At 40.7% G+C, this 25,756-nt stretch carries 27 protein-coding genes; 18 read left to right on the top strand and 9 right to left on the bottom strand.

Annotated features, from left to right (window positions below):
- Positions 1-52 precede the first annotated feature (52 nt).
- The 3 genes from EV282_RS15265 (at position 53) to EV282_RS15250 (ending at position 3,304) form a co-directional block, all read left to right on the top strand.
- Positions 53-493 (top strand): chemotaxis protein CheW, encoded by a 441-nt coding sequence (locus EV282_RS15265; protein ID WP_130296615.1) that lies wholly within the window; start codon positions 53-55, stop codon positions 491-493.
- 246 nt (positions 494-739) lie between these two features.
- Positions 740-2,428, top strand: a complete 1,689-nt coding sequence (locus EV282_RS15255; protein ID WP_130296613.1) for a methyl-accepting chemotaxis protein — start codon at positions 740-742, stop codon at positions 2,426-2,428.
- Positions 2,429-2,482: 54 nt separating this feature from the next.
- A complete protein-coding gene (locus EV282_RS15250; protein ID WP_130296612.1) occupies positions 2,483-3,304 on the top strand; it encodes a DUF2785 domain-containing protein in 822 nt (273 codons plus the stop codon).
- A 50-nt stretch (positions 3,305-3,354) separates the two neighbouring features.
- Here the strand turns inward: EV282_RS15250 and EV282_RS15245 are convergent, their stop codons facing one another.
- The 3 genes from EV282_RS15245 to EV282_RS15235 form a co-directional block, all read right to left on the bottom strand.
- Positions 3,355-3,585, bottom strand: coding sequence for a hypothetical protein (locus EV282_RS15245; protein WP_130296611.1), 231 nt, complete (start codon positions 3,583-3,585; stop codon positions 3,355-3,357).
- Positions 3,582-3,902, bottom strand: coding sequence for a YbjQ family protein (locus EV282_RS15240; RefSeq protein ID WP_130296610.1), 321 nt, complete (start codon positions 3,900-3,902; stop codon positions 3,582-3,584). Before EV282_RS15240 ends, EV282_RS15245 begins: the two co-directional genes overlap by 4 nt.
- Positions 3,903-3,965: 63 nt before the next feature.
- On the bottom strand, positions 3,966-5,309 hold the full coding sequence (locus tag EV282_RS15235; protein ID WP_130297024.1) for an FAD-binding oxidoreductase: 1,344 nt from the start codon (positions 5,307-5,309) through the stop codon (positions 3,966-3,968).
- A 147-nt stretch (positions 5,310-5,456) separates the two neighbouring features.
- On the opposite strand from EV282_RS15235, the gene EV282_RS15230 reads away from it, so the two are divergent.
- Together EV282_RS15230 and EV282_RS15225 are read left to right on the top strand one after the other, a co-directional pair.
- Positions 5,457-5,993 carry a BsuPI-related putative proteinase inhibitor gene (locus EV282_RS15230; protein ID WP_165389486.1) on the top strand — a complete coding sequence of 179 codons (537 nt, stop codon included), beginning with the start codon at positions 5,457-5,459 and terminating at the stop codon, positions 5,991-5,993.
- A gap of 383 nt (positions 5,994-6,376) precedes the next feature.
- Entirely contained in the window at positions 6,377-8,518 is a 2,142-nt protein-coding gene (locus tag EV282_RS15225; RefSeq protein WP_130296608.1) for an ATP-dependent Clp protease ATP-binding subunit, read from the top strand.
- Positions 8,519-8,670: 152 nt separating this feature from the next.
- Here EV282_RS15225 and EV282_RS20700 read toward each other — a convergent pair whose 3' ends face one another.
- Entirely contained in the window at positions 8,671-8,754 is an 84-nt protein-coding gene (locus EV282_RS20700) for a putative holin-like toxin (RefSeq protein ID WP_226536613.1), read from the bottom strand.
- Positions 8,755-9,164: 410 nt separating this feature from the next.
- On the opposite strand from EV282_RS20700, the gene EV282_RS15220 reads away from it, so the two are divergent.
- Positions 9,165-9,794: a hypothetical protein gene (locus tag EV282_RS15220; protein ID WP_226536582.1), complete on the top strand. Its 630-nt coding sequence runs from the start codon at positions 9,165-9,167 to the stop codon at positions 9,792-9,794.
- Positions 9,795-9,996: 202 nt separating this feature from the next.
- Here EV282_RS15220 and EV282_RS15215 read toward each other — a convergent pair whose 3' ends face one another.
- On the bottom strand, positions 9,997-10,185 hold the full coding sequence (locus EV282_RS15215) for a hypothetical protein (RefSeq protein WP_130296606.1): 189 nt from the start codon (positions 10,183-10,185) through the stop codon (positions 9,997-9,999).
- Between the two features lie 408 nt (positions 10,186-10,593).
- Between EV282_RS15215 and EV282_RS15210 the strand changes: the two genes are divergently transcribed.
- From EV282_RS15210 to EV282_RS15200, 3 genes are all read left to right on the top strand, one after another.
- The gene (locus EV282_RS15210; RefSeq protein ID WP_130296605.1) at positions 10,594-12,996 is read left to right on the top strand and encodes a penicillin acylase family protein; all 2,403 of its coding nucleotides are present in this window, start codon (positions 10,594-10,596) and stop codon (positions 12,994-12,996) included.
- Between the two features lie 85 nt (positions 12,997-13,081).
- Positions 13,082-13,366, top strand: coding sequence for a hypothetical protein (locus tag EV282_RS15205; RefSeq protein WP_130296604.1), 285 nt, complete (start codon positions 13,082-13,084; stop codon positions 13,364-13,366).
- A 193-nt stretch (positions 13,367-13,559) separates the two neighbouring features.
- Positions 13,560-13,898 (top strand): VOC family protein, encoded by a 339-nt coding sequence (locus EV282_RS15200; protein WP_130296603.1) that lies wholly within the window; start codon positions 13,560-13,562, stop codon positions 13,896-13,898.
- A gap of 208 nt (positions 13,899-14,106) precedes the next feature.
- Here the strand turns inward: EV282_RS15200 and EV282_RS15195 are convergent, their stop codons facing one another.
- The gene (locus tag EV282_RS15195) at positions 14,107-14,361 is read right to left on the bottom strand and encodes a hypothetical protein (RefSeq protein ID WP_130296602.1); all 255 of its coding nucleotides are present in this window, start codon (positions 14,359-14,361) and stop codon (positions 14,107-14,109) included.
- Positions 14,362-14,549: 188 nt separating this feature from the next.
- Between EV282_RS15195 and EV282_RS15190 the strand changes: the two genes are divergently transcribed.
- The gene (locus EV282_RS15190; RefSeq protein WP_130296601.1) at positions 14,550-14,801 is read left to right on the top strand and encodes an HPr family phosphocarrier protein; all 252 of its coding nucleotides are present in this window, start codon (positions 14,550-14,552) and stop codon (positions 14,799-14,801) included.
- A 55-nt stretch (positions 14,802-14,856) separates the two neighbouring features.
- Here EV282_RS15190 and EV282_RS20345 read toward each other — a convergent pair whose 3' ends face one another.
- A complete protein-coding gene (locus tag EV282_RS20345; RefSeq protein ID WP_165389485.1) occupies positions 14,857-15,006 on the bottom strand; it encodes a hypothetical protein in 150 nt (49 codons plus the stop codon).
- 238 nt (positions 15,007-15,244) lie between these two features.
- Here EV282_RS20345 and EV282_RS15185 point away from each other — a divergent pair, with 238 nt between their 5' ends.
- Positions 15,245-15,835 carry a YitT family protein gene (locus EV282_RS15185; RefSeq protein ID WP_226536588.1) on the top strand — a complete coding sequence of 197 codons (591 nt, stop codon included), beginning with the start codon at positions 15,245-15,247 and terminating at the stop codon, positions 15,833-15,835.
- Positions 15,836-15,880: 45 nt separating this feature from the next.
- Here EV282_RS15185 and EV282_RS15180 read toward each other — a convergent pair whose 3' ends face one another.
- Positions 15,881-16,054, bottom strand: a complete 174-nt coding sequence (locus tag EV282_RS15180; protein WP_379832789.1) for a YjcZ family sporulation protein — start codon at positions 16,052-16,054, stop codon at positions 15,881-15,883.
- A gap of 182 nt (positions 16,055-16,236) precedes the next feature.
- On the opposite strand from EV282_RS15180, the gene EV282_RS15175 reads away from it, so the two are divergent.
- Together EV282_RS15175 and EV282_RS15170 are read left to right on the top strand one after the other, a co-directional pair.
- Entirely contained in the window at positions 16,237-16,536 is a 300-nt protein-coding gene (locus tag EV282_RS15175; RefSeq protein ID WP_130296600.1) for a hypothetical protein, read from the top strand.
- Between the two features lie 320 nt (positions 16,537-16,856).
- Positions 16,857-16,994 (top strand): aspartyl-phosphate phosphatase Spo0E family protein, encoded by a 138-nt coding sequence (locus EV282_RS15170; RefSeq protein WP_226536614.1) that lies wholly within the window; start codon positions 16,857-16,859, stop codon positions 16,992-16,994.
- Here the strand turns inward: EV282_RS15170 and EV282_RS15165 are convergent, their stop codons facing one another.
- Positions 16,995-17,189, bottom strand: coding sequence for a hypothetical protein (locus tag EV282_RS15165; protein ID WP_130296598.1), 195 nt, complete (start codon positions 17,187-17,189; stop codon positions 16,995-16,997). It lies immediately after the preceding gene.
- Between the two features lie 136 nt (positions 17,190-17,325).
- Between EV282_RS15165 and EV282_RS15160 the strand changes: the two genes are divergently transcribed.
- From EV282_RS15160 to EV282_RS15140, 5 genes are all read left to right on the top strand, one after another.
- The gene (locus tag EV282_RS15160; protein WP_278043779.1) at positions 17,326-18,180 is read left to right on the top strand and encodes an aldo/keto reductase; all 855 of its coding nucleotides are present in this window, start codon (positions 17,326-17,328) and stop codon (positions 18,178-18,180) included.
- Between the two features lie 262 nt (positions 18,181-18,442).
- Entirely contained in the window at positions 18,443-19,390 is a 948-nt protein-coding gene (locus EV282_RS15155) for a ring-cleaving dioxygenase (RefSeq protein ID WP_130296597.1), read from the top strand.
- Positions 19,391-19,999: an alpha/beta hydrolase gene (locus EV282_RS15150; protein ID WP_130296596.1), complete on the top strand. Its 609-nt coding sequence runs from the start codon at positions 19,391-19,393 to the stop codon at positions 19,997-19,999. It abuts the gene before it with no gap.
- A gap of 12 nt (positions 20,000-20,011) precedes the next feature.
- Positions 20,012-20,623 carry a flavin reductase family protein gene (locus tag EV282_RS15145; protein WP_130296595.1) on the top strand — a complete coding sequence of 204 codons (612 nt, stop codon included), beginning with the start codon at positions 20,012-20,014 and terminating at the stop codon, positions 20,621-20,623.
- Between the two features lie 623 nt (positions 20,624-21,246).
- Complete coding sequence (locus tag EV282_RS15140; protein ID WP_130296594.1) at positions 21,247-25,593, top strand: S8 family peptidase; 4,347 nt, start codon at positions 21,247-21,249, stop codon at positions 25,591-25,593.
- The last annotated feature ends 163 nt before the right edge of the window (positions 25,594-25,756 follow it).

Raw genomic sequence — 25,756 nt, 5'->3', positions numbered from 1 at the left:
GGGACTTGAGACTGTTCATTAAGCCGAAATACCTAGAAAAGGAGCAAGTGAGATGTCACTTAGCACTCAAACTTTGAAAATTGTTATTGTTTCAAACGGAGATGAAGAATTTGGTCTGCCGATTCAGTATGTTGCTTCCATTGAGCGTGTTACAGAGATTACCCCAATGCCTGAGATGCCGCAGGAAGTTACAGGGGTTATTCATTTAAGAGGCAATGTCATTCCGATTATTGATTTCGGACAGCTCATCGGAAACCAACAGTCATTAAGAACGGATTCTTCTAGAATTGTTGTTCTGCAAAAGGAAGATAACTTTCTAGGTCTGCTGACTGAAGCTGCAACAGATGTCATCGATATTGACACAGCATCGATTCAGACTCCAGGAAGCTTTGCACAAAAAGAAGATTCGCTTATACAAGGCGTTGCTAAACATAACGATCGTCTGATTGTCATTTTAAACTGCCCTGTGATATTTAATAATAGAAATTTCTAGGCTCAATTTAAAAAGATTGTTGTTTTGAACATTTTTTGTTGATTACGCTTCTTTGACTAGTTGATTGGAGCGCAAGGTGCGAGACTCCTGCGGGATCAGCGGGACAGGTGAGACCAGTCAATGTCGCAAAGCGACGAGTGGGCTCACCGCACGCCCCGCGGAAAGCGAGCTCCTGGAGCGGAAATCAACATCTACTAATAGCGCCAAAGTTTACGAAAACAGCCAATATTTAAGAAGAGGTGACATATGAAACTGACGTTAAGAAAAAAATTAATTGGTTCATTTTTGATCGTTGCCGTGTTGTTCGCTGCGACATGCGGTATTTTCTTTTATTTCTTAAAAGACATGCAGAATACATATAGCGAGCTTTTAGACAGAAGAGCAGTCATTCATCAGAATGCAAAAGAGATTGAGCTGAACGCTACGATTCAAAATAACAGTGTGCGTGAGTATCTACTAGAACAGTCATCTGACAGTAAAGCAAAGCTGCTAGAATCTACCGATCGAATAGATGCGCTAGTGAATTCAACAATGAAATTGGTTAAGGCTAAAGCGGATAAGGAAAGACTTGAAAAAATCTATTATTTAAACAACGATTATCGTACAGAGTCCGAGAGAGTGCTGCAGAACTCGATGAGCAACATGGAAGCGGCGAATGAGTATGCGAAAAGCTCATTGTTCCCGCTGGGAAGAGAAATGCGTGATGTGACAGCAGAAATGGCTCAAAGACAAGCAAATCTCATGGACGAAGGTGAGATAACAGTTAAGAATGCAGAAAAGTTTGTCGTTACATTAGTAACTGTCTTAGGTATTGTTATTGTTATAGCGGCACTTTTAATCGGCTATTTCATTTCAAGAAATATTTCAAGACCTGTTATAAAAATGGCAGATATGCTCAATGAAATAGCTGACGGTGACCTTACAATGGAACCGATCAAAGTAAAAAACAAAGATGAAATCGGAATGCTTGCTGACGGAATCAATCATATGGGAATGAACCTCGCAAGCCTGATCAGACAAGTAAGAGTAACGTCTGAACAAGTGGCTGCATCTTCAGAAGAATTGACTGCGAGCGCCGAGCAGACAAGCCTTGCCACCGAGCAAATTGCAGGTACAATCCAGCAAGTTGCCGGCGGATCACAAGAACAAGTAAGAACTGTTGAAGATATCGTTGAAGCGATGAATCAGTTATCTGCTGGTATTCAGCAAATAGCAGTAAGCATGCAGAACATGTCTGAATCATCTTCAAGATCCCTTTCTGTTGCTGAGGGCGGCAATGAAACAATCAAGGAAACAATTGGTCAGATGGATGCGATTCATGCCTCTATCACCAATACATCTCAGGTAGTAAAAGACTTAGGGGAACAATCACAGGAAATTACAAAAATCGTAGATGTTATCACAGACATTTCGGGTCAGACGAACTTGCTAGCGTTAAATGCGGCAATCGAAGCTGCACGGGCAGGAGAGCAAGGCAGAGGGTTTGCAGTAGTTGCAGATGAAGTAAGAAAGCTTGCAGAACAATCTTCTGCATCCGCTCAGCAAATCGGCCAGCTTATTACAGCGATTCAAGAGTTGACAGAGAAAGCTGTAGAGGCGATGGAAAGCGGAACAGAGGAAGTAACGGGCGGACGAGAGCTTGTGTACCGTTCTGGAGAAGCATTCAAGAGCCTATATGATAGTGTGGCGGAAGTATCGAATCAAGTCGGAGAAGTATCTGCAGCCACTCAGCAAATGTCTGCTAGTACAGAGCATGTTGCAGGAGCGATCGATGTCATTTCATCTATGGCTGAAACAGCAGCGTCTTCTACCCAAGAAGTTTCTGCATCAGCAGAAGAACAGCTTGCAAGCATGGAAGAGATTTCTTCATCTTCAAATGCCCTATCACAGCTGGCAGAAGAAATGAACGAAACGATTAATAAGTTTAGAGTTTAATTTGAAGAAAGCCGCCTGAATTGGCGGCTTTTGCTTTATGAAAGGATTGATGAAATGGATAAAGAAGAGTTGAGAAGCATAATTAAGGATGATTACAATCTTCCTGATGGTAAGACAGAATTTGAGGCCATTCAAGATATTATCGGTATATTAGGATCTACGGATGCTGAATTACGAGATACTCTTGGATACGGTATATTAAATCAATGGTTGTTAAAAAAGAAACTTTTAAATGAAGAACAATTAGAAATTCTCCTAGACAAAGCTTTATCTGAAGATATGTTATTTTATAGAATCGGTGAGTCCGGAACAGATAGCGTATTTTTACGTTCGTTTTCTTCCCTCTTAATTGCATTAATTCTTAATAGAGATAATAGAATTAAATTCTTGAGCAGGAAAAAGTATGAGCAAATGATAGAGAGAATTTGTTCTTATTGTGATCTTGAGAAAGATTATAGAGGTTACCTTGAGGGAAAAGGTTGGGCACATGCACCAGCACATATTGCAGATGTCATTGATGAATGTATGAAAAATAGTTACACAGCTTTAAATGAATGTGCAAAATTATGGTATGCACTACTTGCATTAACTGAAGGTGCTTCAGAAGTTTTTGAGGCTGAAGAAGATGAAAGGATTTCGCTAGCAGCTGTTACTATGATAGAACTTAAGAAAGTTCCACTACCCGTTTTTATCGAGTGGCTTTATAAAAAGGAAGAACTTATCGGGAGAGACATTACTTCAATGAAACGCAGAATTAATTTCAAAAATTTAATACGCTGCCTTTATTTTAGGTTAAGTAAAAAAGAGTTATTAGGTGAGATGAAGATGGAATTTTTATCTTTAGAAAAAAAGTTTAATCCTTTCCATAAATACTAAAAAATACCTAAAAATAAAACCCAAAAGTGTAATCACTTTTGGGTTGATATCTATTCTTCTTTATAAAACCTATCCCCAGTATCCGGGTTATAATACACGCGTTCTTTTTTGCCTGTTGATGGATCAATTGATATTTCTTCGGTCCAAATATAGCCTGTAGGAACTTTGGTCTCGCTTTTTTTATAGCGTTTATCGTAATAAAGCCAAGATAAAATAGCAAGAACGATTATTACGAGAATGGAGAGCACTTGCCATCCGATTAAGATACTTATCCAGCTCATTGTTTTTCAGCAACAACGGCAGTTCCATAAGCGACGATCTCACTCATGTTGTTGCCCATTTCACCAGAATCAAAGCGCATCATAATGATTGCGTTAGCACCCATTTCAGAAGCATTTTTCACCATGCGGTCGACAGCTTGTTTACGTGCATCTTCAAGCATGCTCGTATACTCCTTGATTTCGCCACCCATAATTCCACGAAGTCCCGCCATGATATCCCCGCCAATGCCTCGCGCACGAACTACAATACCGAATGCAGATCCCTTAACTTCTTTAATTTCGTAGCCTTTAATGTTCTCTGTCGTAACAACGATCATAATAATATCCCCCTAATTTTAATCCTTCTTTATACGAAAAATACAAGCCTACCGTTTCATTATCTATACTATGATTTTACCTGGATTCAAAATGTCATTTGGATCCAATTGTTTTTTTATCCCTGACATAATAGACAAGGTATCTGCGTGCTCTTTCGCCAGATATTTTGCTTTTCCAATACCGATGCCATGTTCGCCGGTGCAGGTGCCGCCTTTGTTTAGTGCGTACTCCACTATGCTCGAATTAACTTTGTCTGCCTTTTCGCGTTCTTCTGGCCGTATAGGGTCGTACATCAGGATCGCATGAAAGTTTCCATCTCCCACATGTCCAAGAACGGCTCCAGGCACACCGATTGCATCCATTGTTTCTCTCGCGTGTACAATCGCTCCTGATAATTCAGATAAAGGAAGACAGACATCCGTGAACATCATCGATTTGCCAGGGTACCCGTGTTTGAATGCATAAGCTAAGTGATGACGCGCTTCCCAAAGTTTTGCACGTGCCTTGGAGTCCCGTTCTTCTACCCATTCTACACCACCGAAGCTTTCGAGAAGCTCTTTTGTAAGTGAAGCTTCATATGTAACGCTTGCAGGATTACCGTGGAATTCTAAAAAGAGTGTAGGTGCCTCGGTATAGGAAGTATCACTGTTGTTGTTTACTTGGACAATCGAACGTTCATCAACAAGCTCGATACGGGCAATTCCTGTACCTGAGCCTAGAACACCTGATGCGGCCTCAACAGCAGATTGAACAGAAGGGAACGTACAACGTGCAGCTAAAACAGCTTCAGGAATTCCGTAAACTTTTAAAGTTATTTCGGTAAACACCCCGAGTGTTCCTTCTGAACCGACAAACATGCCTGTCAGGTGATAGCCCGCTGATGACTTTGCCGCGAGCCCTCCTGTTTGGATAACTTGTCCATCTGCTAATACGACTTGAAGGTTTCGGACTTGATCACGCATGATTCCATATTTAACACTGGTTGTTCCGCTTGCATTCGTTGCTGCCATCCCGCCGATTGTTGCATCTGCACCAGGATCGACAGGGAAGAACAAACCATGCTTCTTTAGAGCAAGGTTCAGCTGAGTGCGTGTCACACCTGGCTGCACTTTTACTAAAAAGTCATCGGGACGAATCTCAAGGATTTGATTCATCTCCTGAAAATTAATGGAGATGCCTCCCTTAACCGGAATACAATGACCTTCTAGACTGGAACCTGCGCCAAAAGGTACGACAGGAATTTTGTTTTCATTTGCGAATGACATAATAGAAGAAATTTCTTCCGCGGATGAAGGGTATACTACTACATCAGGCAGTACTGGACTGTGATAGGATTCGTCACTGCTATGCTGCCTAAGGATGGTTTCGTTTTGCGTGGCACGTTTTTCAGATGTGCGTTTTGTCATTTCAAGTAAAAGATCTGCTTGTGCAATATTCAAGAAAAACACGCTCCTTTTGTTGTTATAGTTCTATTTTACATAAACATAGTCAAAAATCCTTTTTAAACATGAAAATCAGCATATATGCCCAAACTATCAGATGAGGTGATCATCGTGCCAAAACGCACAAATGTGTTGAGTGTTATACTTTTAATAATATGTATTTCAATAGCTGTCACGGGCTGCGGAAAGGCTGACAGTCCGAATCAATCTGAGGGGAGAGAAGAACCGGTGATGGGTGATGGAAAACAAGATCAAAAGAAAGACCGTCCTGAAGAAGGGCAGAATGGAATCGTTGCAGGTAGTATTGAGTCTTCTATTCAAGTGTTGGAGCCGCAGAATGAAAAAGGAATATTATTTCGTTATGAATTAAAAAATCAAACAGAGAAAGAAAAAGTATTTCAATTTCCGACAAGCCAGAAATTTGATTATGTGATCAAGGACAAGAACGGCAAAATCGTCTATCAGTATTCAAAAAATCATATGTTCATGCAGGTATTATCTTCTTTAAAGCTAAAGCAGGCGGATACGTTTAAACAGGACATTTTAGTCAAAGATTTAGAAGCAGGTACTTATGAATTAGAAGTCTGGTTGACGGCAAAAGGCGAAACAGAAGATTATCGTCAAAAAATTACTTTTAATTGGAACTAAATTGGGGAAGAGATGAGTTAAGAGCTCATCTCTTTTTAGTTTTTATTTTTCCTTTCAAAGTTTGTGAATACCCTTCCTTGGCAAGTTGATTGTAGCGCAAGGTGCGAGAATCCTGCGGGACGAGAGTGGGACAGGTGAGACTCCTGAAGGCGTAGAGCGCCAGGAGGCTCACCGCCCGCCCCGCTGAAAGCGAGCACCTGGAGTGGAAATCAACCTCTTCATTTCAATGAAGAAACAAAATACTTGAAAGTCAAAAAAGGTCAAAGTATAATATGATTAAAGATGAAAGGTCAAAGAAAGTCAAAGTCAAACTTTCATCAAAAAATACAATCAAATAAGCGTTTATCGCAAGTTAAATAAAATAATTTGAGGGGGTTACAAATATGCGTTGTGAACAATGTGAAGTTAATCCTGCTACGATCCAAATGAGTATCTCCATGAATAAAGAGAAAAAGCAATTTGTACTTTGCTCTGATTGTTACCATCAAGTAAAACAAGAAATGAATACTGGGGGAGGAATGAACATGAACTTCTCTTCTTTCGATGATATATTTCAGCAGATGATGAGTGGTCAGGCATTTACTGATCAAAACAATCATCAGCAACAGCAAACGCAAAAAGGAAAACGCGGCGGAGGCTTTTTAGATAAATTCGGGCGTAACTTAACAGACGCTGCTAAGGCGGGGATTATTGATCCTGTTATCGGGCGTGAAAAAGAAGTACGCCGTGTGATTGAGATATTAAACAGACGTACAAAAAACAATCCAGTACTAATTGGTGAACCTGGTGTCGGTAAGACTGCAATCGCAGAAGGACTGGCTTCTAAGATTGTAGAAGGAAATGTACCGGGCAAGCTTTTAAATAAAGAAGTCTACCTGCTAGATGTTGCTTCATTAGTAGCAGACACGGGGGTAAGAGGCCAGTTTGAAGAGCGTATGAAGCAGCTGATCGCTGAACTTCAAAAAAGAAAAAATGTCATTCTATTTGTAGATGAAGTCCATCAGATCGTAGGAGCAGGCTCTGCAGAAGGATCTATGGATGCCGGGAACATCCTAAAACCAGCACTAGCCCGCGGTGAACTTCAGATGGTCGGCGCAACTACTCTTAAAGAGTACCGTCAGATCGAGAAAGATGCTGCCCTAGAGCGCCGATTCCAGCCGATCATCGTCAATGAGCCTACAGTAGATGAAGCGATTGAAATATTAAAAGGTCTTGCACCTCGATACGAAGACTATCATCAAGTTAAATTTACTGAAGATGCACTAAGAGCGTGTGTACAGCTCTCACACCGTTATATTCAGGACCGATTCCTACCTGACAAAGCGATTGACCTGATGGACGAAGCTGGCTCAAAGAGCAATCTTCAGCACATCACGATCGAAAAGTCTTCAATTGATGAGCGTTTAGAAGAAATCGTAAAAGAGAAAGAAAAAGCAGCTGCTGATGAGAATTATGAATTAGCTGCGAAACTGCGTCAGGAAGAATTGATGCTAGAAGAAAAATTAAAAACGCAGGAAAAAAATAAAAATGCAGCAATCGTTCAAGTTGAAGATATTCAACATATTGTAGAACACAAAACTGGCATTCCGGTTCGCAAGCTACAAAATGATGAACAATCAAAAATGAAAGAATTGGCATCAAAACTATCATCCCAAGTAATCGGACAAGACGAGGCGGTAGAAAAAGTCGCAAAAGCGATCCGCAGAAGCCGTGCAGGTCTAAAGGCGAAGAAACGTCCGATCGGATCGTTCTTGTTTGTAGGACCGACTGGTGTTGGTAAAACGGAACTAACAAAGACATTGGCGAAAGAACTCTTCGGGGATGAAGACAGCATGATTCGCCTTGACATGAGTGAATACATGGAAAAACATGCGGTTTCTAAATTGATCGGTTCACCTCCGGGATATGTAGGACATGAAGAGGCTGGCCAATTAACAGAGCAGGTGCGCCGCAAACCATACAGCATTCTGTTATTGGATGAAATCGAGAAGGCACATCCTGATGTACAGCACATGTTCCTTCAAATCATGGAAGACGGAAGATTAACAGACAGCCAAGGACGTACGGTAAGCTTTAAAGACACAGTAATCATTATGACAAGTAATGCAGGAGCATCTGTTAAGCAAACAAAGAAACTTGGATTTAATGCTGAACAATTGGAAAAAGAGACCCACATTCTTGATTCATTAGGCGGATATTTCAAGCCAGAGTTCCTTAACCGTTTTGACAGCATCGTTCAATTCCAGTCATTAAAAGAAGAACATCTTGTGAAAATTGTTGACTTGATGCTTAAAGAACTTTCTGGACAGCTTCAGGAGCAGAATATCGAATTAACAGTAACAAATGCTGCCAAACACAAACTGGCGAAGTTAGGATACCACCCATCATTCGGTGCTAGACCGCTCCGCCGCATCATCCAAGAACACATCGAAGATAAGATTGCTGACGTACTTCTGGATGAAGAGAATGTAGAAAAGCTGGCAGTTAATGTGGTTGATGGACAAATTATCGTTAAAAAAGCGTAAAACAGAAAAAACCTTGCTAGAGTATACCTCCAGCAAGGTTTTTGTTTTACAATTTAAATAGAAGGTAATTCTATTACATAGAGGTGCATTACGAAAAAATAAGCCATGCGCCTGCATGGCATAATCTAAACGAAAAAAACTTCTCTCTATTCTTAGGAGTTGTCTTTGGAGCGGATAATGGTAAGAACAAGCATTGAAAAACCAATCATGAGCGACATTGCTTCAAATACCGTCATCCCAATCCCTCCTTTTTATAGTAGGCAAGACTCGTACAAGAAATAGAGAAGGAAAAGTATTGTATGTTTTCCATTTTATCCCGAATACGCGATTCGTACAAGAATCGGAATAACTATTTCTGATGATCACAATTAGGTCAATAGGTTTAATTTCCTAATATTATTCCGTGATATTTCTATTTTTTATTTTCCAATGAATACTGAATGGTTAAAAATACCTACGAATACTACAATTTGTTTTACATGACGGGAACAGCCATAAATAGAGTGAGAAGGAAAATGAACACACCGAGCAAGACTACTAAACATGTTCTAGTCATTTTATTCAATCCCCCTTGTGTATTTCAATGTATAACAAAAACGGGGACTTCATGACAGTTATTCAGGGGAAATTTCGAGGAGGAAAAAGGTTGGACACATCTTATGTATGGTATGTAAGTTATGGATCAAATCTGATGGAACATCGCTTTTTATGCTACATTCTTGGAGATCAGCCTGAAGGTTCATCTCAAAAAGAAAGAGGCTGCAGAAATCCGGCCATGCCTTTAAAAAATGGCAAAGCTGTTCTGCCATTCCCTTTATATTTTGCAAGAGAACGGACAAAGTGGGGTGAAGGTGGAGTAGCTTTTATCGGTCACGAAAAAAATGAGAAATACAAAACATATGGACGAAAATATTTGGTTACGGTTGAACAGTTCCTGGATGTAACAGCACAAGAAAACAGCTGTGATGAAATAGAAGCAGATCTGGAGGAAGTAATCGAGAAAGGATACATCCATTTTGGATCAGGATGGTACAGCAGGATGGTCTATCTAGGTGAGGAAGAAGGCTATCCGATGGTCACGTTCACATGCAATCTGGATCTGCATGAACAGAATTTGAACCCGCCGCCAGCCACTTATTTAACAACAATCGCGAAGGGACTCAGTCAGATTGGGTTGACATGCGACGAGGCTGTGAAATACTTTGCTGAAACTCCAGGGATTTCAGGGAGAATGAAGGAAGATGAGATTGAGAGTATTATTTGCTCCCACTTTTAACATGCCAAAAGTTTTATAGCATGACCTTTGTTTTTAAAAATTACCGATAAAAGGGATGGAACTAGGTCGACCGTTATATGACTTATGGAACTTTTTTTAGCTGTGTATAGGTGAGATAATAAAGTCCCCTATACATAGAGAGGTGCTTCTTGATTAAAGCACCTCTTTTTTTTTTTTTTGAGAAGCCCTCCAATCACTACGTCTAAGTGTTCATTTTAATTTCCTTGATAGAAATGATACCGGCAGAGCAGTTGAATTGTTCAGCGATCAGGTTCCTAACTTGATCATGGAGATTTGATTTTCCAGGGTTGATATTCACTATAACAATGTTGCCTTGAGTGATTTTCTCCTGGCCATGGCTGAGTTCAAAATCTACTAGAAGTTTAGCCATTATACATCTCTCCTTTTTTTCATGTATTTTGTGGCTGTTGGAAGTAGTTGATTTGCGCTTCAGGCTGCTCGCTTTCCACGGGGCAGACGGTGAGCCACATTCGGACGTTTCACTTTTAAGTGTCTCACCTGCCCGCCTGTCCCGTAGGAGTCTCGCACCTTCCACTCCAATCAACTGTCAAAGAAGGCACGGATTTAAAAGCAACAATCTATTAGAAAAGAGCCTTGATAATAAACTGCTTGTTGATACATTCGACATAATTCTGAAAATTCTGTCTGTTTTTTGAAAAATCAGGCGGAAAGTATTGCTGTTTCCCTTAATATTGTACTTTTCTTACTTTTTTCACAGGTAATACCATCCTTTCAGAGAATTTATATAGGTAGATTGTCAGATAAAGGGGGATCCTGTGTGGACGGTGCACTTCAGAGAAAAAGCATTCGTAAAAGGTTATCTTGGAGAAAGAGTTTAATCATTATTGGAGCAGCACTTCTCGTTATTTTAGTAGCTGCAGCAGGTACCGCATATTTTTTATTGCAAAAAAGTGAACCTCAAGTAGAGGGAACGCTTGTCTTAAATGGATTGACTTCAAAAGTAGATGTGTACAGAGACAATCATGGGGTCCCTCATATTGAGGCAGACTCTATGAAAGATCTGTTTATGGCACAGGGATATGTAACCGCGCAGGACAGAATGTTTCAAATGGACCTTAGCCGAAGACAAGCTTCTGGAATGCTAAGTGAAGTCATTGGGGAAAAGACTCTTTCAAGGGACCAGTTTTTTAGGACTCTTGGATTGAGAAGAGCGGCTGAAGCATCTTATAACGAATATTCTTCTGAAGCTAAACAATATCTTCAATGGTATGCAGATGGAGTAAACGTTTATTTGGAGCAAGCAAAAAAGGAGAGTACGTTGCCGATCGAATTTTTGCTGGTCGGCTACAAACCAGAAAAGTGGACCCCTATCGATTCACTGGTAATCGGAAAATATATGGCGTTTGACCTCGGAGGACATTGGGAGGGACAAGCTTTCCGCTACTATTTGATGGAGAAATTTCCAAAAGAAAAAGCTTTGGATCTTTTTCCAGGTTATCCGGCAGATGCCCCAACTATATTAGAAGATTTAAAAAAGAGTGGTCTTGATTTCAATAAAAGTTTCGCAGATGCTGTCATTCCCAACTTTCACAACGGAAGCAACAACTGGGTGGTTTCGGGAAGAAAAACGGAATCAGGTAAACCATTCCTGGCTAACGACCCGCATCTGCAACTTGGTACTCCATCTATCTGGTATCAGACCCATTTAAAAGCACGAGATTATGAAGTAAGCGGAGTCATCTTTGCAGGAATTCCAGGAATTATTGTAGGTCATAACAAACAAATTGCCTGGGGTGTAACAAATGTTGGTCCTGATGTTCAGGAATTGTATGTAGAAAAGAGGAATCCGGATAATCCTTATGAATTTCAGTACATGGCCAACTGGGAAAAAGCCGATGTGTTAAAGGAAGTAATCAAAGTAAAGGATAAACCCGATGTCGAGCATGAGGTTGTGATTACAAGGCATGGGCCGGTGATCTCAGAATTTGCTCATCAAGATAAACCGGGAACAGCATTGGCTTTAAGATGGACAGCACTTCAACCCTCGAAGGAATTAGAAGCAGTCATTCAAATGAATCGTGCGAAAAATTGGCAGCAGTTTGAAAAGGCGTTAGAGTCTTTTCACACCCCAGCTCAGAACTTTGTTTTTGCGAGCACAGACGGAACAATAGCATATAAAGCAAATGGTCTCATACCGATCAGGAAGCAAGACTATACATCTCTTCCTGTACCGGGATGGACGGACAAATATGAGTGGAGCGGCTATATTCCTTGGAACGAGCTCCCGACAACTGTAAATCCAGAAAAAGGGTTTATCGCAACTGCTAACAACAAAGTAACATCTGATTCGTATCCTTATCATATATCAGATACATTCGCACAGCCCTACAGGCAGAAAAGAATCGTTGAAGTGCTAGAAACAAATAAAAAATTGACGGTAGATGATATGAAAGCTCTTCAGTTCGATCAGGCGAATAAACAAGCAGAGGAAATGCTTCCGATTCTTTTAGAACAGGTAATGAATGAACCATTATCAAAAAAAGAAGAAGAAGTTGTTGCTGTCCTCAAAGAATGGAATAAAAATGATAGCAAAGACAGTGCGGCTCCTCTTATTTTTCATATTTGGATTGAATCCTTCAGTCAGGAACTCTTTGAAGATGAAATCAGTGAGGAAATGATGAAGATGTTTGACGGTAGGGAACAAGTAGTGGATGAACTTATCCGTAAAGCATATGCAGGGAATCCAGGGCCTTGGATCACGCAGAACGGAGGACTCGAAAAAGTTGCTCAAAATTCTTTTTCAAGCATGATCACGAAGCTCTCTGATCAATATAGTGAAGATATTGCCAATTGGAGATGGGGCAAATTTCATTCACTGACTTTTGAGCATCCATTAGCTGCTATTAAACCTTTGAATCTTTTGTTTAACCCTGATACAGAAGAGATGGGAGGCAGCCGTGTTACAGTCGGAGTAGCCGGCTGGAATCGCGAAACAGGAAACATTACTCACGGTGGCGCATGGAGAATGATCATCGATATGGCTGACACATCAAAGGCCAATCATGTAGTAGGACCTGGTCAATCAGGACACGTCCTAAGCCCATGGTACAGCGATCAAGTAAAGGATTGGGCAACCGGCAAGTACCATGTTACAGAATTAAAAATAAAAAAAGAGAATGAAAGCAGACATCTCGTATTGCAGCCATCTAAAGAAAATTAACAGGAGCAGGACACTTGTCTCTGTCAAAATATAGGGTTGGACATATGGTGTAGAGAAGGCAAAAACAAGCTGGGAGGTTTACCCTTTGTCATACCAAACGTACCACCTGTGCCTCCGATATCTTGGCAGATCCGTCTATATCGATTGCCACTGCGGAACAAGGTATCATGGTGTCCTAAAATATGTAGATCATGAAAAGGCCTACATTCTTCCGTATAGTTCAAACCAGGAGGATGAGAGCAGTGATCGTTTCTTTGCACCTGCTCTGATCGGTCTAACACTCGGAACTATCGCTGGATTAGCATTGGCACCGCGCCCTTACCCAATCTACCCTGTATATCCGCCGTACCCGCCGTACCCATATTATTAAATCATGTAGAGGGGCTGTCCCGAAATTAATTTAATCTTACTTTTGGCAGCCCTGATTTTTTTTTGTTTTTATCATTTTTTATTTGTAGGATGCAGGAAAATAAACAGCATAGATGGAAAGTTACGTATACACAAATCAGATGCGAATACAATTTAAACACATAATACAGAATTTTTTACGAGGGGGTTTGGGAATGAAGCTCGCATTTTTGTTTCACCCGGTAAAAGATTTACAAGAATCACAACGGTACTATGAGGGACTCGGTATGACCGAAGCTTGGCGTGAAGGTAATCAAGTGATGGGATTAGCTATGCCTGATTGTGAAGTTCAGTTAATGATCGAGGAAGACGAACTGGAACTTGGACCAGGCGGGGTATTTGTTGTTGACAGCGTCGATCAATTCTATGATGACAACGAGACCAGACTCCATTTTGTTAAAACACCTTGCAGTATCCCCCCAGGTAGATATGCCATCTATAAAGATGAGGCAGGCAATCCGATACGGATTATTGATTTTACAAATAAAGATTAATATGAGAAACACGCCAGGGTGCGGACTCCCTGGCGTGTTTATTTGGGTTATTACGGTACGTGTTCTTATATTTATTACAAGTTCGCTCAGACTCTTTAAGGTTTCGCTCAAAAAAGTCGAGTTACGCTCAAGATTATCTCGCTACGCTCAAACTACTTTAGTTTCGCTCAAAATCTTCCCTTTTCGCTCAAAGGCCACACTCTCTAGCTCAAAACAGGTGTAGATCCGGACCCTCACTTAAGGCAGGATCATGCAGATCACCAATATAATTCACTAAACTTTCTCCTTCGTAATAATAGGGCTCGGTATCTTCGAGCCAGCTTTGATATTCTTGAAAATCATGATCAAAATTCCCGGAGAAGAAGCGGTGTGCCACTTCATTCGTTAAAGTATCAATAATAACAATACCCCTGTACGTCTGACGGTCGGGTTCGTCATAATCACAAGCTATATAGTACGCCATTGTTACGCTCCTTCATAATCGTTCTACACATAATGTTGCAATTTAGTGCTTTTTTCATACCATTTTTTTTCACTTCTCTCATAAAGATAAAACGATAAGCCACAAAAAACTTACACTGCGTTTAAATGCAATTTACATTCTTTCTGTACGATTAAAATTAGGCGGACTGAAAAGAGGGAATCGGAGAAATGAAAACATATTTTATGATTCAAGAAAAAATCAAACCGGCTTGGATTCAGGAAATGGTCATTAAGGCGAATGAATTTGATGAGTGCCAGATCTATTTGGAATGCAACGCACTTAGGATTAACGCAAAAAGTCAGCTGAGTATGAGTTTGTTAAATGGCATGCAAGGAGTTTGCTGTGTTTCTGCACAGGGGGAAAATAGCCGGATTGCCGTTGATGCACTTCGAAGTTTAGGAACCAGAGTTTTAAATTAGTCATAAATGAAATGCCAAAGGCTGGTTCGGAAGCGTCCTTCCGAGCCAGCCTTCTTTATTTTTTATCTTTACCGCTTCTGCTTGTTTGGACTAGTTTTTGCAATAGGACTTCTTGCACAGCTGAACGTGCCAGATCTGCATCCTTATGGTCTTCTCTTGCTTTTTGTTCAATCGCTTTAATATCACTAGAATTGTGATGACTCAATATATTGTCCACCTTTCTGCTGTTTCATAATGTGTTATTTCTGCAAAGAGATGAACAGGGCCCTATTCCTCTAAAAAGGAGAAATTATAATAAACCTATGCACAATCCTATCAAGATATGCTTGGACTAGCTCAAAATTCAAAAATGAACAAAATTTGTGAACCTCCCTTGCAATCTGTTGAGAAGAGTCTAAAATGAATAGTTGAAAAGACGCTTCAGGGAAAAGAAGGGATAAAGGTTGCATAAAGTAATTTGGTTTACAATCGGGGCTTTTTTACAAGGACTTGCGATGGCATTTTTTTTATTTCCGCACGCTGTTCCATCGGGTGGAGTGGCAGGCATCGCCATATTAAACGATTATTTCTTTCAGGTGCCTCTTGGTCTGACATTATGGGTTATAAATTTTGGCTTACTGCTGCTTGCCGTAAAGAAACTTGGAAAACAAACCGCATTGTGGACGATCTATTGTGTGGCGGTAACTTCAATAACGGTGGATTGGCTGGGTTCTTTGATACAAAATCCAATAAATAATATTCTTTTTGATGTAATTTACGGCGCTTTAATATTTGGTGTAGGGGTAGGAGTTCTGTTTCGTTATGGAGCTTCATCCGGGGGAATGGATATTCTAGCTTTAATTATTGCGAAGTGGACAGGAAAGAAGCCAGGTATCATATTATTTTGGATCAACAGCATCTTGCTGCTTTTCACTGCGCTAACGGTTGGAGCCTCCATTATTTTGTTTGCTGTCATTTGTCAGTGGATCAGTACAAAGATCATTGACTACATCAGAACTGCACAATTTCATAAAAAAGCGAAGCAATATATGTAAAAAGGGTACGGTAATAAAACCGCACCCTTTTTTTAAGCGAACAAATTAGCAATCTTTGCCTTTGTGCGCCCACGTAGTACCAACGATTATGAGAAGGATGAATAGAACTACTATGATCGCAAAACTCTTGCCATAACCTCCGCCACCACAATAACCATATCCGCCACCATACATTGGTGCGTTCGCTAGTGAAGCATTTACCGGTGAATTTGCATACATTCTAAAACTCCTCCTTACGATTTGTACTTTCGACTTCGATACATTATATGTGATAGGTGTTAAGGGTGTATGGACAAAAGCTTATATTTTTTGGAATTAGGCGGACTGTAATATTTTTAACAAAAAAATCATGTTACGTCTTTAGTGAATTGGGGTAACTTAAAGCCAAGGAGGCGTTATACATGCAAACTGCAACCCAAACACAAATGAAAACAACAAGTAGATTATTAAAAACTCAATCATGGGCTTTGATCGGTCTTGGTACAGGTGCATTAGTCTGGCTCTCTTTTAAACCAAATCGTATAAAAACGAAAATGAAAATAAAAGACTTAAAACGAAGAGTTCGTCCAGATCATATCGAACGGACTCAGCTGCCAATTAATAAAGCCGGGCACCCAGATCCGATGGATGTCGATGATAATAAGATGGTGGAAGAGGGAGCCATGTACTCCGTAAATTACTATAATGACCGGAAACAATAAAAGGATGGGGGACCCCCATCCTTTTATTGTTCTATAGAGTTTTCTATATGCAAATTAACTTTTTTATCGGGTGAATCTATCAGAAAAAAGTTTGAAAATACAGGAGAATGCGGCTGAATAATGCATAAACCTGTAGGAAATATTAGGTCTTTATGACGATTAGACGTGTAAAAAAATGTCCGGATTTGTAACATTACTTCTTCTTTTGTGGAAAGTATTTTCAAGTCGGCAAAAAGCCGTCATAATAATCAAGAAGTACTAAAATGACAAAAGAGGAGCCGATTTTCGTGGAGAAAAAAGAATGGAATAACTCTCTTCTAATGGAATGCATAAAAGAAAAAAAAGAAAAGCTGGTAGAAGTTGCAGACCGTAAAGGATTAACCAGCAAGGAAACTGTAAAGTGCAGTCAGGAATTAGATGTATTATTAAATGTGATTCAAAGACAAGCTTCCTTTTAATCACCTTTTATTGAAGATGAGTTCATCTGTTAGTTGATCGATGCGAAGTAAAATGGCCTTTTTTGTTACTAAAGGATAATTACAGTGAAATTCCGATAACAGTTCTCTAATTTCCTGAATCAGGGTTATTTCTTGTTCAGGATTATGCTTTAGTGATTCTGTTTTCGATTTAAATTGAATCAAGTTGTCCTTCACGTTAACACCCCATTTTAAATATTGTGTTGGATACTACTTCCATAGAAGGATTAAAATACCTTCTAAAAGTCGAAATGTTTCCTTTCTACAGCAGAATGTGACAATATCTTTTTATAAGCAAATATGAGATGTAGAAATGGAGGCTATTAAACAGATGACAGCTATTAAAACATTGCAGGATACTACAGTTTTGCACAATGGAGTAAAGATGCCTTGGTTTGGCCTTGGGGTATTTAAAGTAGAAGAAGGACAAGAAGTTATTGATTCAGTTAAGTGGGCAATCGAAGCTGGATACAAAAGCATTGATACAGCTGCGATCTACAAAAACGAAGAAGGCGTTGGACAAGCAATCAAAGAAACTGGTGTTCCGCGTGAAGAACTATTCATTACAACTAAAGTGTGGAATAAGGACCAGGGATACGAGAGTACGCTTGCTGCTTTTGAGACAAGCATGGAAAAGCTCGGACTTGAATATTTAGACCTTTATCTCGTTCATTGGCCTGTTAAAGGGAAATACAAAGAAACATGGCGTGCATTAGAAAAGTTATATAAAGATGGAAAAGTAAAAGCGATCGGAGTTTCTAACTTCAAGGTCCATCACTTAGAAGACATTCTAGCTGATTGTGAAATCAAGCCGATGGTGAACCAGGTAGAATACCATCCGCGTCTTGCCCAAAAGGAACTGCTTCTATTTTGTAAAGACAACGGAATCCAGATGGAGGCATGGAGCCCGCTTATGCAAGGTGAATTGCTGAATGAGCCGTCACTTGTAGAACTTGCTGAGAAATACGGAAAATCTGTAGCACAGATCATCCTTCGCTGGGATCTTCAAAATGGAGTTGTAACGATCCCGAAATCAGTTAAACAGCACCGCATCGTTGAGAATGCAGATATCTTTGACTTTGAGCTGTCTCTTGAAGATATGGCAAAAATCGATGCTCTTAATGAAGACCGCCGCATTGGTCCAGATCCAGATAACTTCGATTTCTAAAAGGGGTCTGACCCCAAACAAATACAAACTCACTTTTTGTCCACGTGGAAAATACATGCCATGTGGACTTTTTGATTGTTGTTGATCTATCCGTTTCTGCTCCCTCAATAAGGGTAAAGCTAAGTATAGGTTTTAACGTACATAAATTAGGGGACTCAAGATTTAAACCGCAAACAAATATAGTTACTTGACAAAAGTAAGTTTATTTTCATATAATTAACTTACAAAAAATAAGTTAGTTAATGAAGGGATGTTAAACGTTATGACGATGCATACAGATGGAATTCATCATATAACAGCAATTGTCGGAAACCCTCAAGAAAATGTGGACTTTTATGCTGGTATCCTTGGTCTTAGGTTAGTTAAAAAAACCGTAAACTTTGATGATCCAGGAACGTATCACCTTTATTTTGGTGATGAAGGTGGGAAACCTGGAACGATCATGACCTTCTTTCCTTGGCCTGATGCGTACCGGGGAAGGGTCGGAAGCGGACAGGTAGGGACAACTTCATTTGTTGTACCTGAAGGAGCCCTTTCATTTTGGGAAGAAAGACTTCTTCAATTTCATGTTGAATATAAAAAATCGGTTCGTTTTCAAGAAGAATATCTTGAATTTAATGATCCGCATGGCCTGCAGCTGGAGATTGTTTCAAGACGTGAAGGTGAGAACAGTACGTGGTCGTTTGGTAAAATCACACCACAGTACGCTATAAAAGGTTTTGGTGGGGCTGTGTTATTTTCAGCCGCACCTCATAAGACGGAAAAGGTATTAACAGAAGTCATGGGCCTTGAAAAATTCGGCCAAGATGGAGATTACCTTCGTTTTAAAGCGGCAAGCGATCTTGGAAATGTCATTGATATTAAATTATCACCTGAAGCTCGAGGGGTGAGCGGAGTTGGCACAGTCCATCATATTGCATGGCGCGCCAGCAGTTATGATGAACATGAAATGTGGCAAAAGCACGTGAAGGAAAATGATTTTCATGTAACAGAGATCATCGACCGTCAATATTTTAATGCCATCTATTTCCGTGAAGAAGGACAAATTCTCTTTGAAATAGCAACAGACCCTCCTGGATTTACTCGGGATGAGACAGAAGAGGAACTCGGGAAGAGCCTGCTTCTGCCGCCATGGCTCGTACCGCATCGAGACCAAATACAAAGCCACCTGCTTCCTGCAGAAGCAAGAGTTTTAGAGGAGGACAAATAAATGAAACATTTGTTTAAAAAAGGGTCCGATGAAAGAAAGCCAGTACTTCTCTTATTGCATGGTACTGGAGGAAATGAAGAAGACTTATTGGCTCTAGCAGATATGATTTCGCCAGATTCTGCTGTATTAAGTGTACGGGGCAATGTTTCTGAAAATGGTATGCCCCGGTTTTTCCGCAGATTAGCAGAAGGTGTCTTTGATGAGGAAGATCTGATTTTCCGTACAAAAGAACTTAACGAATTTATAGATGAATCCGCAAAAAAATATCAGTTTGATCGAAACAACGTGGTTGCAGTCGGATATTCTAACGGAGCAAATATTGCTGGAAGCCTGATCTTCCATTACGAAAATGCGTTAAAAGGAGCGATCCTGCATCACCCAATGGTACCAAGGAGAGGGATTGAGCTGCCCGATCTTGCTAATCTTCCTGTATTTATAGGAGCAGGTAAGAATGATCCGATCTGTCCTGCTGCAGAAACGGAAGAGCTTGAGAACTTACTTGCCAATGCGGGTGCAAAGGTACAGGTGAAATGGGAGAATATGGGACATCAGCTTACTAGAGCTGAAGTAGAAGAAGCGGCAGAATGGTTTACCGCAAATTTTAGCTAAAGAGGTGAGAGAATGAAATCGATCGATCCTGACGATCTTTCCATAAAAGAGAACTACAAATTTTTAACAGGAAGCATCATCCCGAGGCCGATTGCATTTGTCAGTACCTTATCAACCAGCGGAGTCTTAAATGCTGCACCATTCAGCTACTTTAATGCTCTAACTTCTAATCCGCCTTTGATCGCTATCTCTATCGGCAGAAAGAACGGTATTCAAAAAGATACATCACGAAATGCAGAAGCACAAGGCGAATTTGTCGTTCATATTCCAGATGAAACCTATATTGAAAAGGTAAATCTCACTGCCGCTAACCTTGGTCCTGAAGAAAGTGAAGTGGATCTTGCAAAGTTAACAGCTGTTGATTCTGTTAAAGTAAAGGTTCCGGGGATTGCGGAAGCAAAAGTCCGGATGGAATGTGTTGTGGAACAAATCTTGCCGCTTGGCGGAACAGCAGATCAGCCTGCAACCGATCTTCTTATTGGAAGAGTAGTTCATTATCATATTGCTGAAGAATTATATAGTGGTGGTAGAATAGATGCAGAAAAATTACGGCCTATTGGAAGACTTGCCGGAACTGCTTATGCAAAACTTGGAGAAACCTTCTCATTAGACCGGCCAGAGTAATCATTGAAGTCTCTCTCTTTTAAAGAGAGAGATTTTTTTATGCCATAAAACGACAAATGCGGTTTATTAAGCGGCACTGAGTCATTTGGTATATATCTTTTAGGATAATAAGTGTTGATCTTCTTTGGGTATTATATATCGTTTTGCCTGAAATGCTAATGGGCAATCTGGAGGGAAGAATTTGAACGGGGATACATTAAATATTGGTTTCTCTTTGTTCGTAAGAAAATTTGAAGAAAATTTTTGGTAGTTAAGTAGAGGATATGTAATAGAAAAAGAGGTACGTAATTCACATTTTTTTACAAAGATTTCTTATTTTACTAAAATAAGTCCATTCGTCCTGGTTCATATGACAGTAATATTTCCGATAATTAAATCGTTTAAAATTTTTCTTGTCCAATAGTCATGAAAAAGTGAATATCGTCTCATACAAAGGATTTATTTTCCAATCTACAGGTAAAAAAGCGACATATTCTTACATTAATTTACAGAACTTATGCTTTATCCTTTAAATAGCAACAAAGAATTACTAGATTTTTATCAAAAAAGCAGGAGGTGTGACCGGGAATTACTTTTACTGGTTTGATCTGTACGACAAAAATGAATAGGGAGGGAAAAGCAACATGAGTAAAAAACGAAAAAAAGTACGATGGTTATCCGTATTTTTAGCTTTTTTAATGGTTGTTCCATTGATGTTCCCGTCTCAAGCTAATGCCGTATCGAAAGACAAACCTTCTACATCAGCAAAAAAGGCAGCAGTAGAAGGTACTAAAAGTAAGGTCTCCAAAAAACTAAATGAACAATTCAGCAAAAAGGATAAGGTCACGTTCCTTATCAAATTTAAAGACCAGGTGGACACGGCTCAGGTAGCAAAGAAAGCTGCTAAAGAGGCTAAATCCCAAAAGCTAACTGCGAATCAATCAAAACTAATGAAACGTTCTTCAGTAGTATCCTCTCTTCGTGCAAAAGCACTTGAAACTCAACAGCACACTAAAACTTACTTAGAAAAACAACAGAAAGCTGGAAAGGCAGCAGATATCCAATCTTTTTATGTCGTTAACGGTATGGCAGTAACGGCTACAAAAGAGGTTATGGAAGAAATCGCAGCCTTCCCTGAAGTTGAGAAAGTCCTTCCAAATGAAACAAGACAGCTTATTCAGCCAGTAAGTTCTGTTAAACTTCCTGAAAAACCTCAACAAAAATCTGCATTACAGGTACAACCGAAAAATGAAACATCATCCATAGAGTGGAATATCGAACGTGTAGGAGCTCCTGCCGTTTGGAATATGGGAATAGATGGCGCTGGAACGGTTGTAGCATCCATTGATACGGGTGTACAGTGGAATCACCCAGCCCTGAAAGAGAAGTATCGTGGATTTGATCCTGCAAACCCTGATGCGGCAAACCATGAGTACAACTGGTTCGATGCAGTTGGCGGACAAGCAGCTGCATACGATGATCTTGGTCATGGTACACACGTTACGGGTACGATGGTAGGTTCAGAGCCTAGTGGAGCAAATCAGATCGGAGTTGCGCCAGGTGCAAAATGGATTGCTGTAAAAGCATTCTCTGCAAACGGCGGATCGGATGTTGATCTATTAGAAGCTGGTGAATGGATTCTTGCTCCTAAAGATGCAGCAGGAAACCCTCACCCTGAAAAAGCGCCAGACGTTGTTAACAACTCTTGGGGCGGCGGTCCTGGACTTGATGAGTGGTACAGAGAAATGGTTGCGGCATGGCGTGCAGCTGAAATTTTCCCGGAATTCTCAGCTGGTAACACAACTATTTTTAATCCAGGCGGTCCTGGATCTGTAGCGACACCTGCAAACTATCCTGAATCGTTTGCAACAGGTGCAACAGACATTAACAACAGTTTAGCTAGTTTCTCACTTCAAGGTCCTTCCCCTTATGATGAAACGAAGCCTGAAATCTCAGCTCCAGGCGTAAATATTCGTTCTTCTGTTCCTGGAAGTGCTTATGAAGGCGGATGGAATGGAACATCTATGGCAGGACCTCACGTATCAGCAATAGCGGCATTGCTTCGCCAAGCTGATGCGAGCTTAACGGTAGAAGAAATGGAAGAGATCCTCATGTCAACGGCAACACCGTTAACGGATGCAACGTTCCCTGACTCTCCTAACAATGGTTACGGACATGGGCTTGTAAATGCTTTTACAGCTGTATCTTCCGTAGTTACTGGGTTAGGAAGAATTGAAGGGACAGTAACAAAAGAGGGAGAGGATAACGAAGCTCCTTCTATCACACATGAAGCACCAAGTGAGTCTTACAAAGAAATGCCTTTAAACCTAGAGGCACAAGCATCAGATAATATCAGTGTAACTTCAGTTCTATTAAGCTACCAAAATGAAGATGGAAGCTGGAGTGAAGTGGCTGCTGAACGAACGGGCGGAGACTATAAGTCTGGCACGTATGCGGCAACCATTCCTGGGGATGTATTAACAGGTGATCAGATCGTTTATAAGTGGATCGTCAACGACTTCGGTGGTAATGAGGTTTCTACAGACGATTATACAGTAACGCTCTTACCGGGTATTTCAACAGGCTATGAGGAAGATTTCGAAGGCAGTCCGACCGGTTGGACTTCGTATGGTAATAACAACAGCTGGGAGCACGGTGTTCCAGCAAGCGGACCTGGAGCAGCACACTCAGGTGAAAAAGTGTATGCGACTAACCTTGTAGGAAACTATGCAAACAGTGCTAACATGACACTCGTGATGCCTCCAGTTGATCTGCCTGAGGGCAACAGCTATCTGCAGTTCAAACAATGGCATGACCTAGAACGCAACTATGATTATGGACATGTATTTGTTTCTACTGATATGGAAAACTGGACACAGAAACTGCGTGTTAACTCTACTTCCGGAGGTTGGATCGATGGAGAAGTAGATTTAAGTGAATACGCTGGTCAGCGCATTTATGTAGCATTCAATGTTACAACAGACGGTTCAGTTGTAAAAGCTGGCTGGTATTTAGATGATGTGAAGCTTATGGATCAGCCTTTAGCACCTGCTCAAAAAGCTAAATTAGGTAAAGGTTCTATCGATAAAGCACCATCTTTAGAAGCGAAGCCAAAGGTAGATCCAGCAAAAATCTCACCAATGAAGCCTTCAGAAGAAAAAGAGCCATCTAAAGACGGTGATGCAGCGCCGATGGCACTTCCGATGAGAGCACAAGTAAGTGTACTCGAGTCTGGAAGATCAGTTTATACAGATCCTCAAGATGGATCGTACGGCTTAACTCATGCAGCAGGAACTTACACAGTAATGGCTGAAGCATACGGATTCCGTTCAGCAACTCAAACTGTAAATGTTGAGCAAGACGGAACAGCTATTGCAAACTTTACTTTAGAAGAAATTCCAAGAGGTACTGTTTCAGGTACAGTAACAAATGAAGTAACTGGAGAACCAGTTGCTGGAGCTACTGTGATGCTTATGGAAGATGCAGCAGTTGCACCGGTCGAAACAAATGAAGATGGAACGTACACAATTGAAGCTTATGAAGGAGAGTACACTTTAAAAGTAGTTGCTCCTTCTTACTACAGCGAAGAAGCATCAGTTACAATCACTGGTGGAGAATCTGCTGAACAAAACATCGAATTAAAACCTTTCATTGGTTATCCAGGCGAGATCGGCTATGATGATGGCACAGCAGAAAACGCACGAGCATTCTATGATGCAGGTAATGGGTGGGCAGTGAAAATGTCCCTTGCTGAAGGAAATGAAAAAGCAGCAGTTACAGGCGGATTGTTCCGATTCTGGGATACAGAGTGGCCAGTACCAGGCGGAACTGATTTCCAAGTGGCTGTTTACGATGCAAGCGGTCCAGAGGGAACACCTGGTAAGAAACTAGCAGGTCCGTTTGATGCAACTGCACTTCGTAACGGAGAATGGACACATGTTGACTTAAGTGAGCATGGCATCATGGTAGATGGAGATTTCTACATGGTGTACATTCAGAGTCATCCGAATCCGAACACACCAGGTCTTGGAACGGATGAAGATGGCGAATGGGCAGGCCGAAGCTATCAGTTAGTTGGAGGAGCTTGGTCTCAGTCTCCTGAAGATGAAGGAAACTACATGATACGTGCTGTTGTTAACTACGAGGTAACGGCACCTGTCATCACGTCTCCAGCAGATGGATCTTTTACAAATGAAGAAAATGTAACGGTATCCGGTACAGCTGCTCCAACAACAACCGTTGAGATCTATAACGACGGAGAAGAAGTAGCGAGTGTGGCAACTACAGATGAAGGAACGTTCTCTGCAGATATCACGCTTGAGAATGGTGCGAATACACTTACAGCGAAAGCCGTTACAGAGCAAGGTTCAACAGATGAATCAGCTCCAGTAACGATTACGCTGGATCAGACAAAACCGAGAGTAAGCATCACTTCACCTGAAAACAATATGAAAACAAATCGTGAGTCTGTAACAGTTACAGGTACAGTTGATGAAGCTAACCTTGACTGGGTAAAAGTAAATGGTCAAAAAGCGCAGGTTGATGAAGAAGGCAACTATAGACATCGTATGCTTCTGAACGAAGGAGAAAATGTGATCAAAGTGGTGGCTCTTGATAAAGCCGGTAACCGTCATGCGAAGACTGTAAAAGTGTATGCGAAGTTTGAAGCACCAGTTATTGAGAACTTGCTGCCTGATACAGACAAAGAGCTGAAGAGCGGGGAGTCTGTGAAGATCGAGTTTGACAGTGAGCCTGGTCTTGATGTAGTATTCGTGATCCACATGCCGCTTACAAACGCAGGTGGAGTGGCGAACGCTACTGAGCTTCCGATGCGTGAAACGTCAGAAGGACATTACGAAGGATACTACACAGCAACGTCTAATGTAAAAGCTCCAGGAGCTGTAATTGAAGTAATTGCTTCTGATGACTACGGCAACGAGACGCACGAAAGAGCAGCAGGCAAACTGTATATCAATACAAAGAAAAAGTAAAAATATAAGTAAAAAAATATCTGTGCCGGTTCCCTTCTTTTGCTGGAGGGAGCCGGTTTTTTTGCGTATATTAGTACCTGGTCATATAATTTGTTCATAATTCGACAAATATAAGTAGAGGCTAATCACATAATCTGTGTTAAGATAGTTAAGATGTGAAATA

The organism is Fictibacillus sp. BK138, from assembly GCF_004216955.1.
Taxonomy (GTDB): domain Bacteria; phylum Bacillota; class Bacilli; order Bacillales; family Fictibacillaceae; genus Fictibacillus.
The sequence above is the reverse complement of the archived record's forward strand: the minus strand, read 5'-3'. Positions and strand labels throughout refer to the sequence as shown.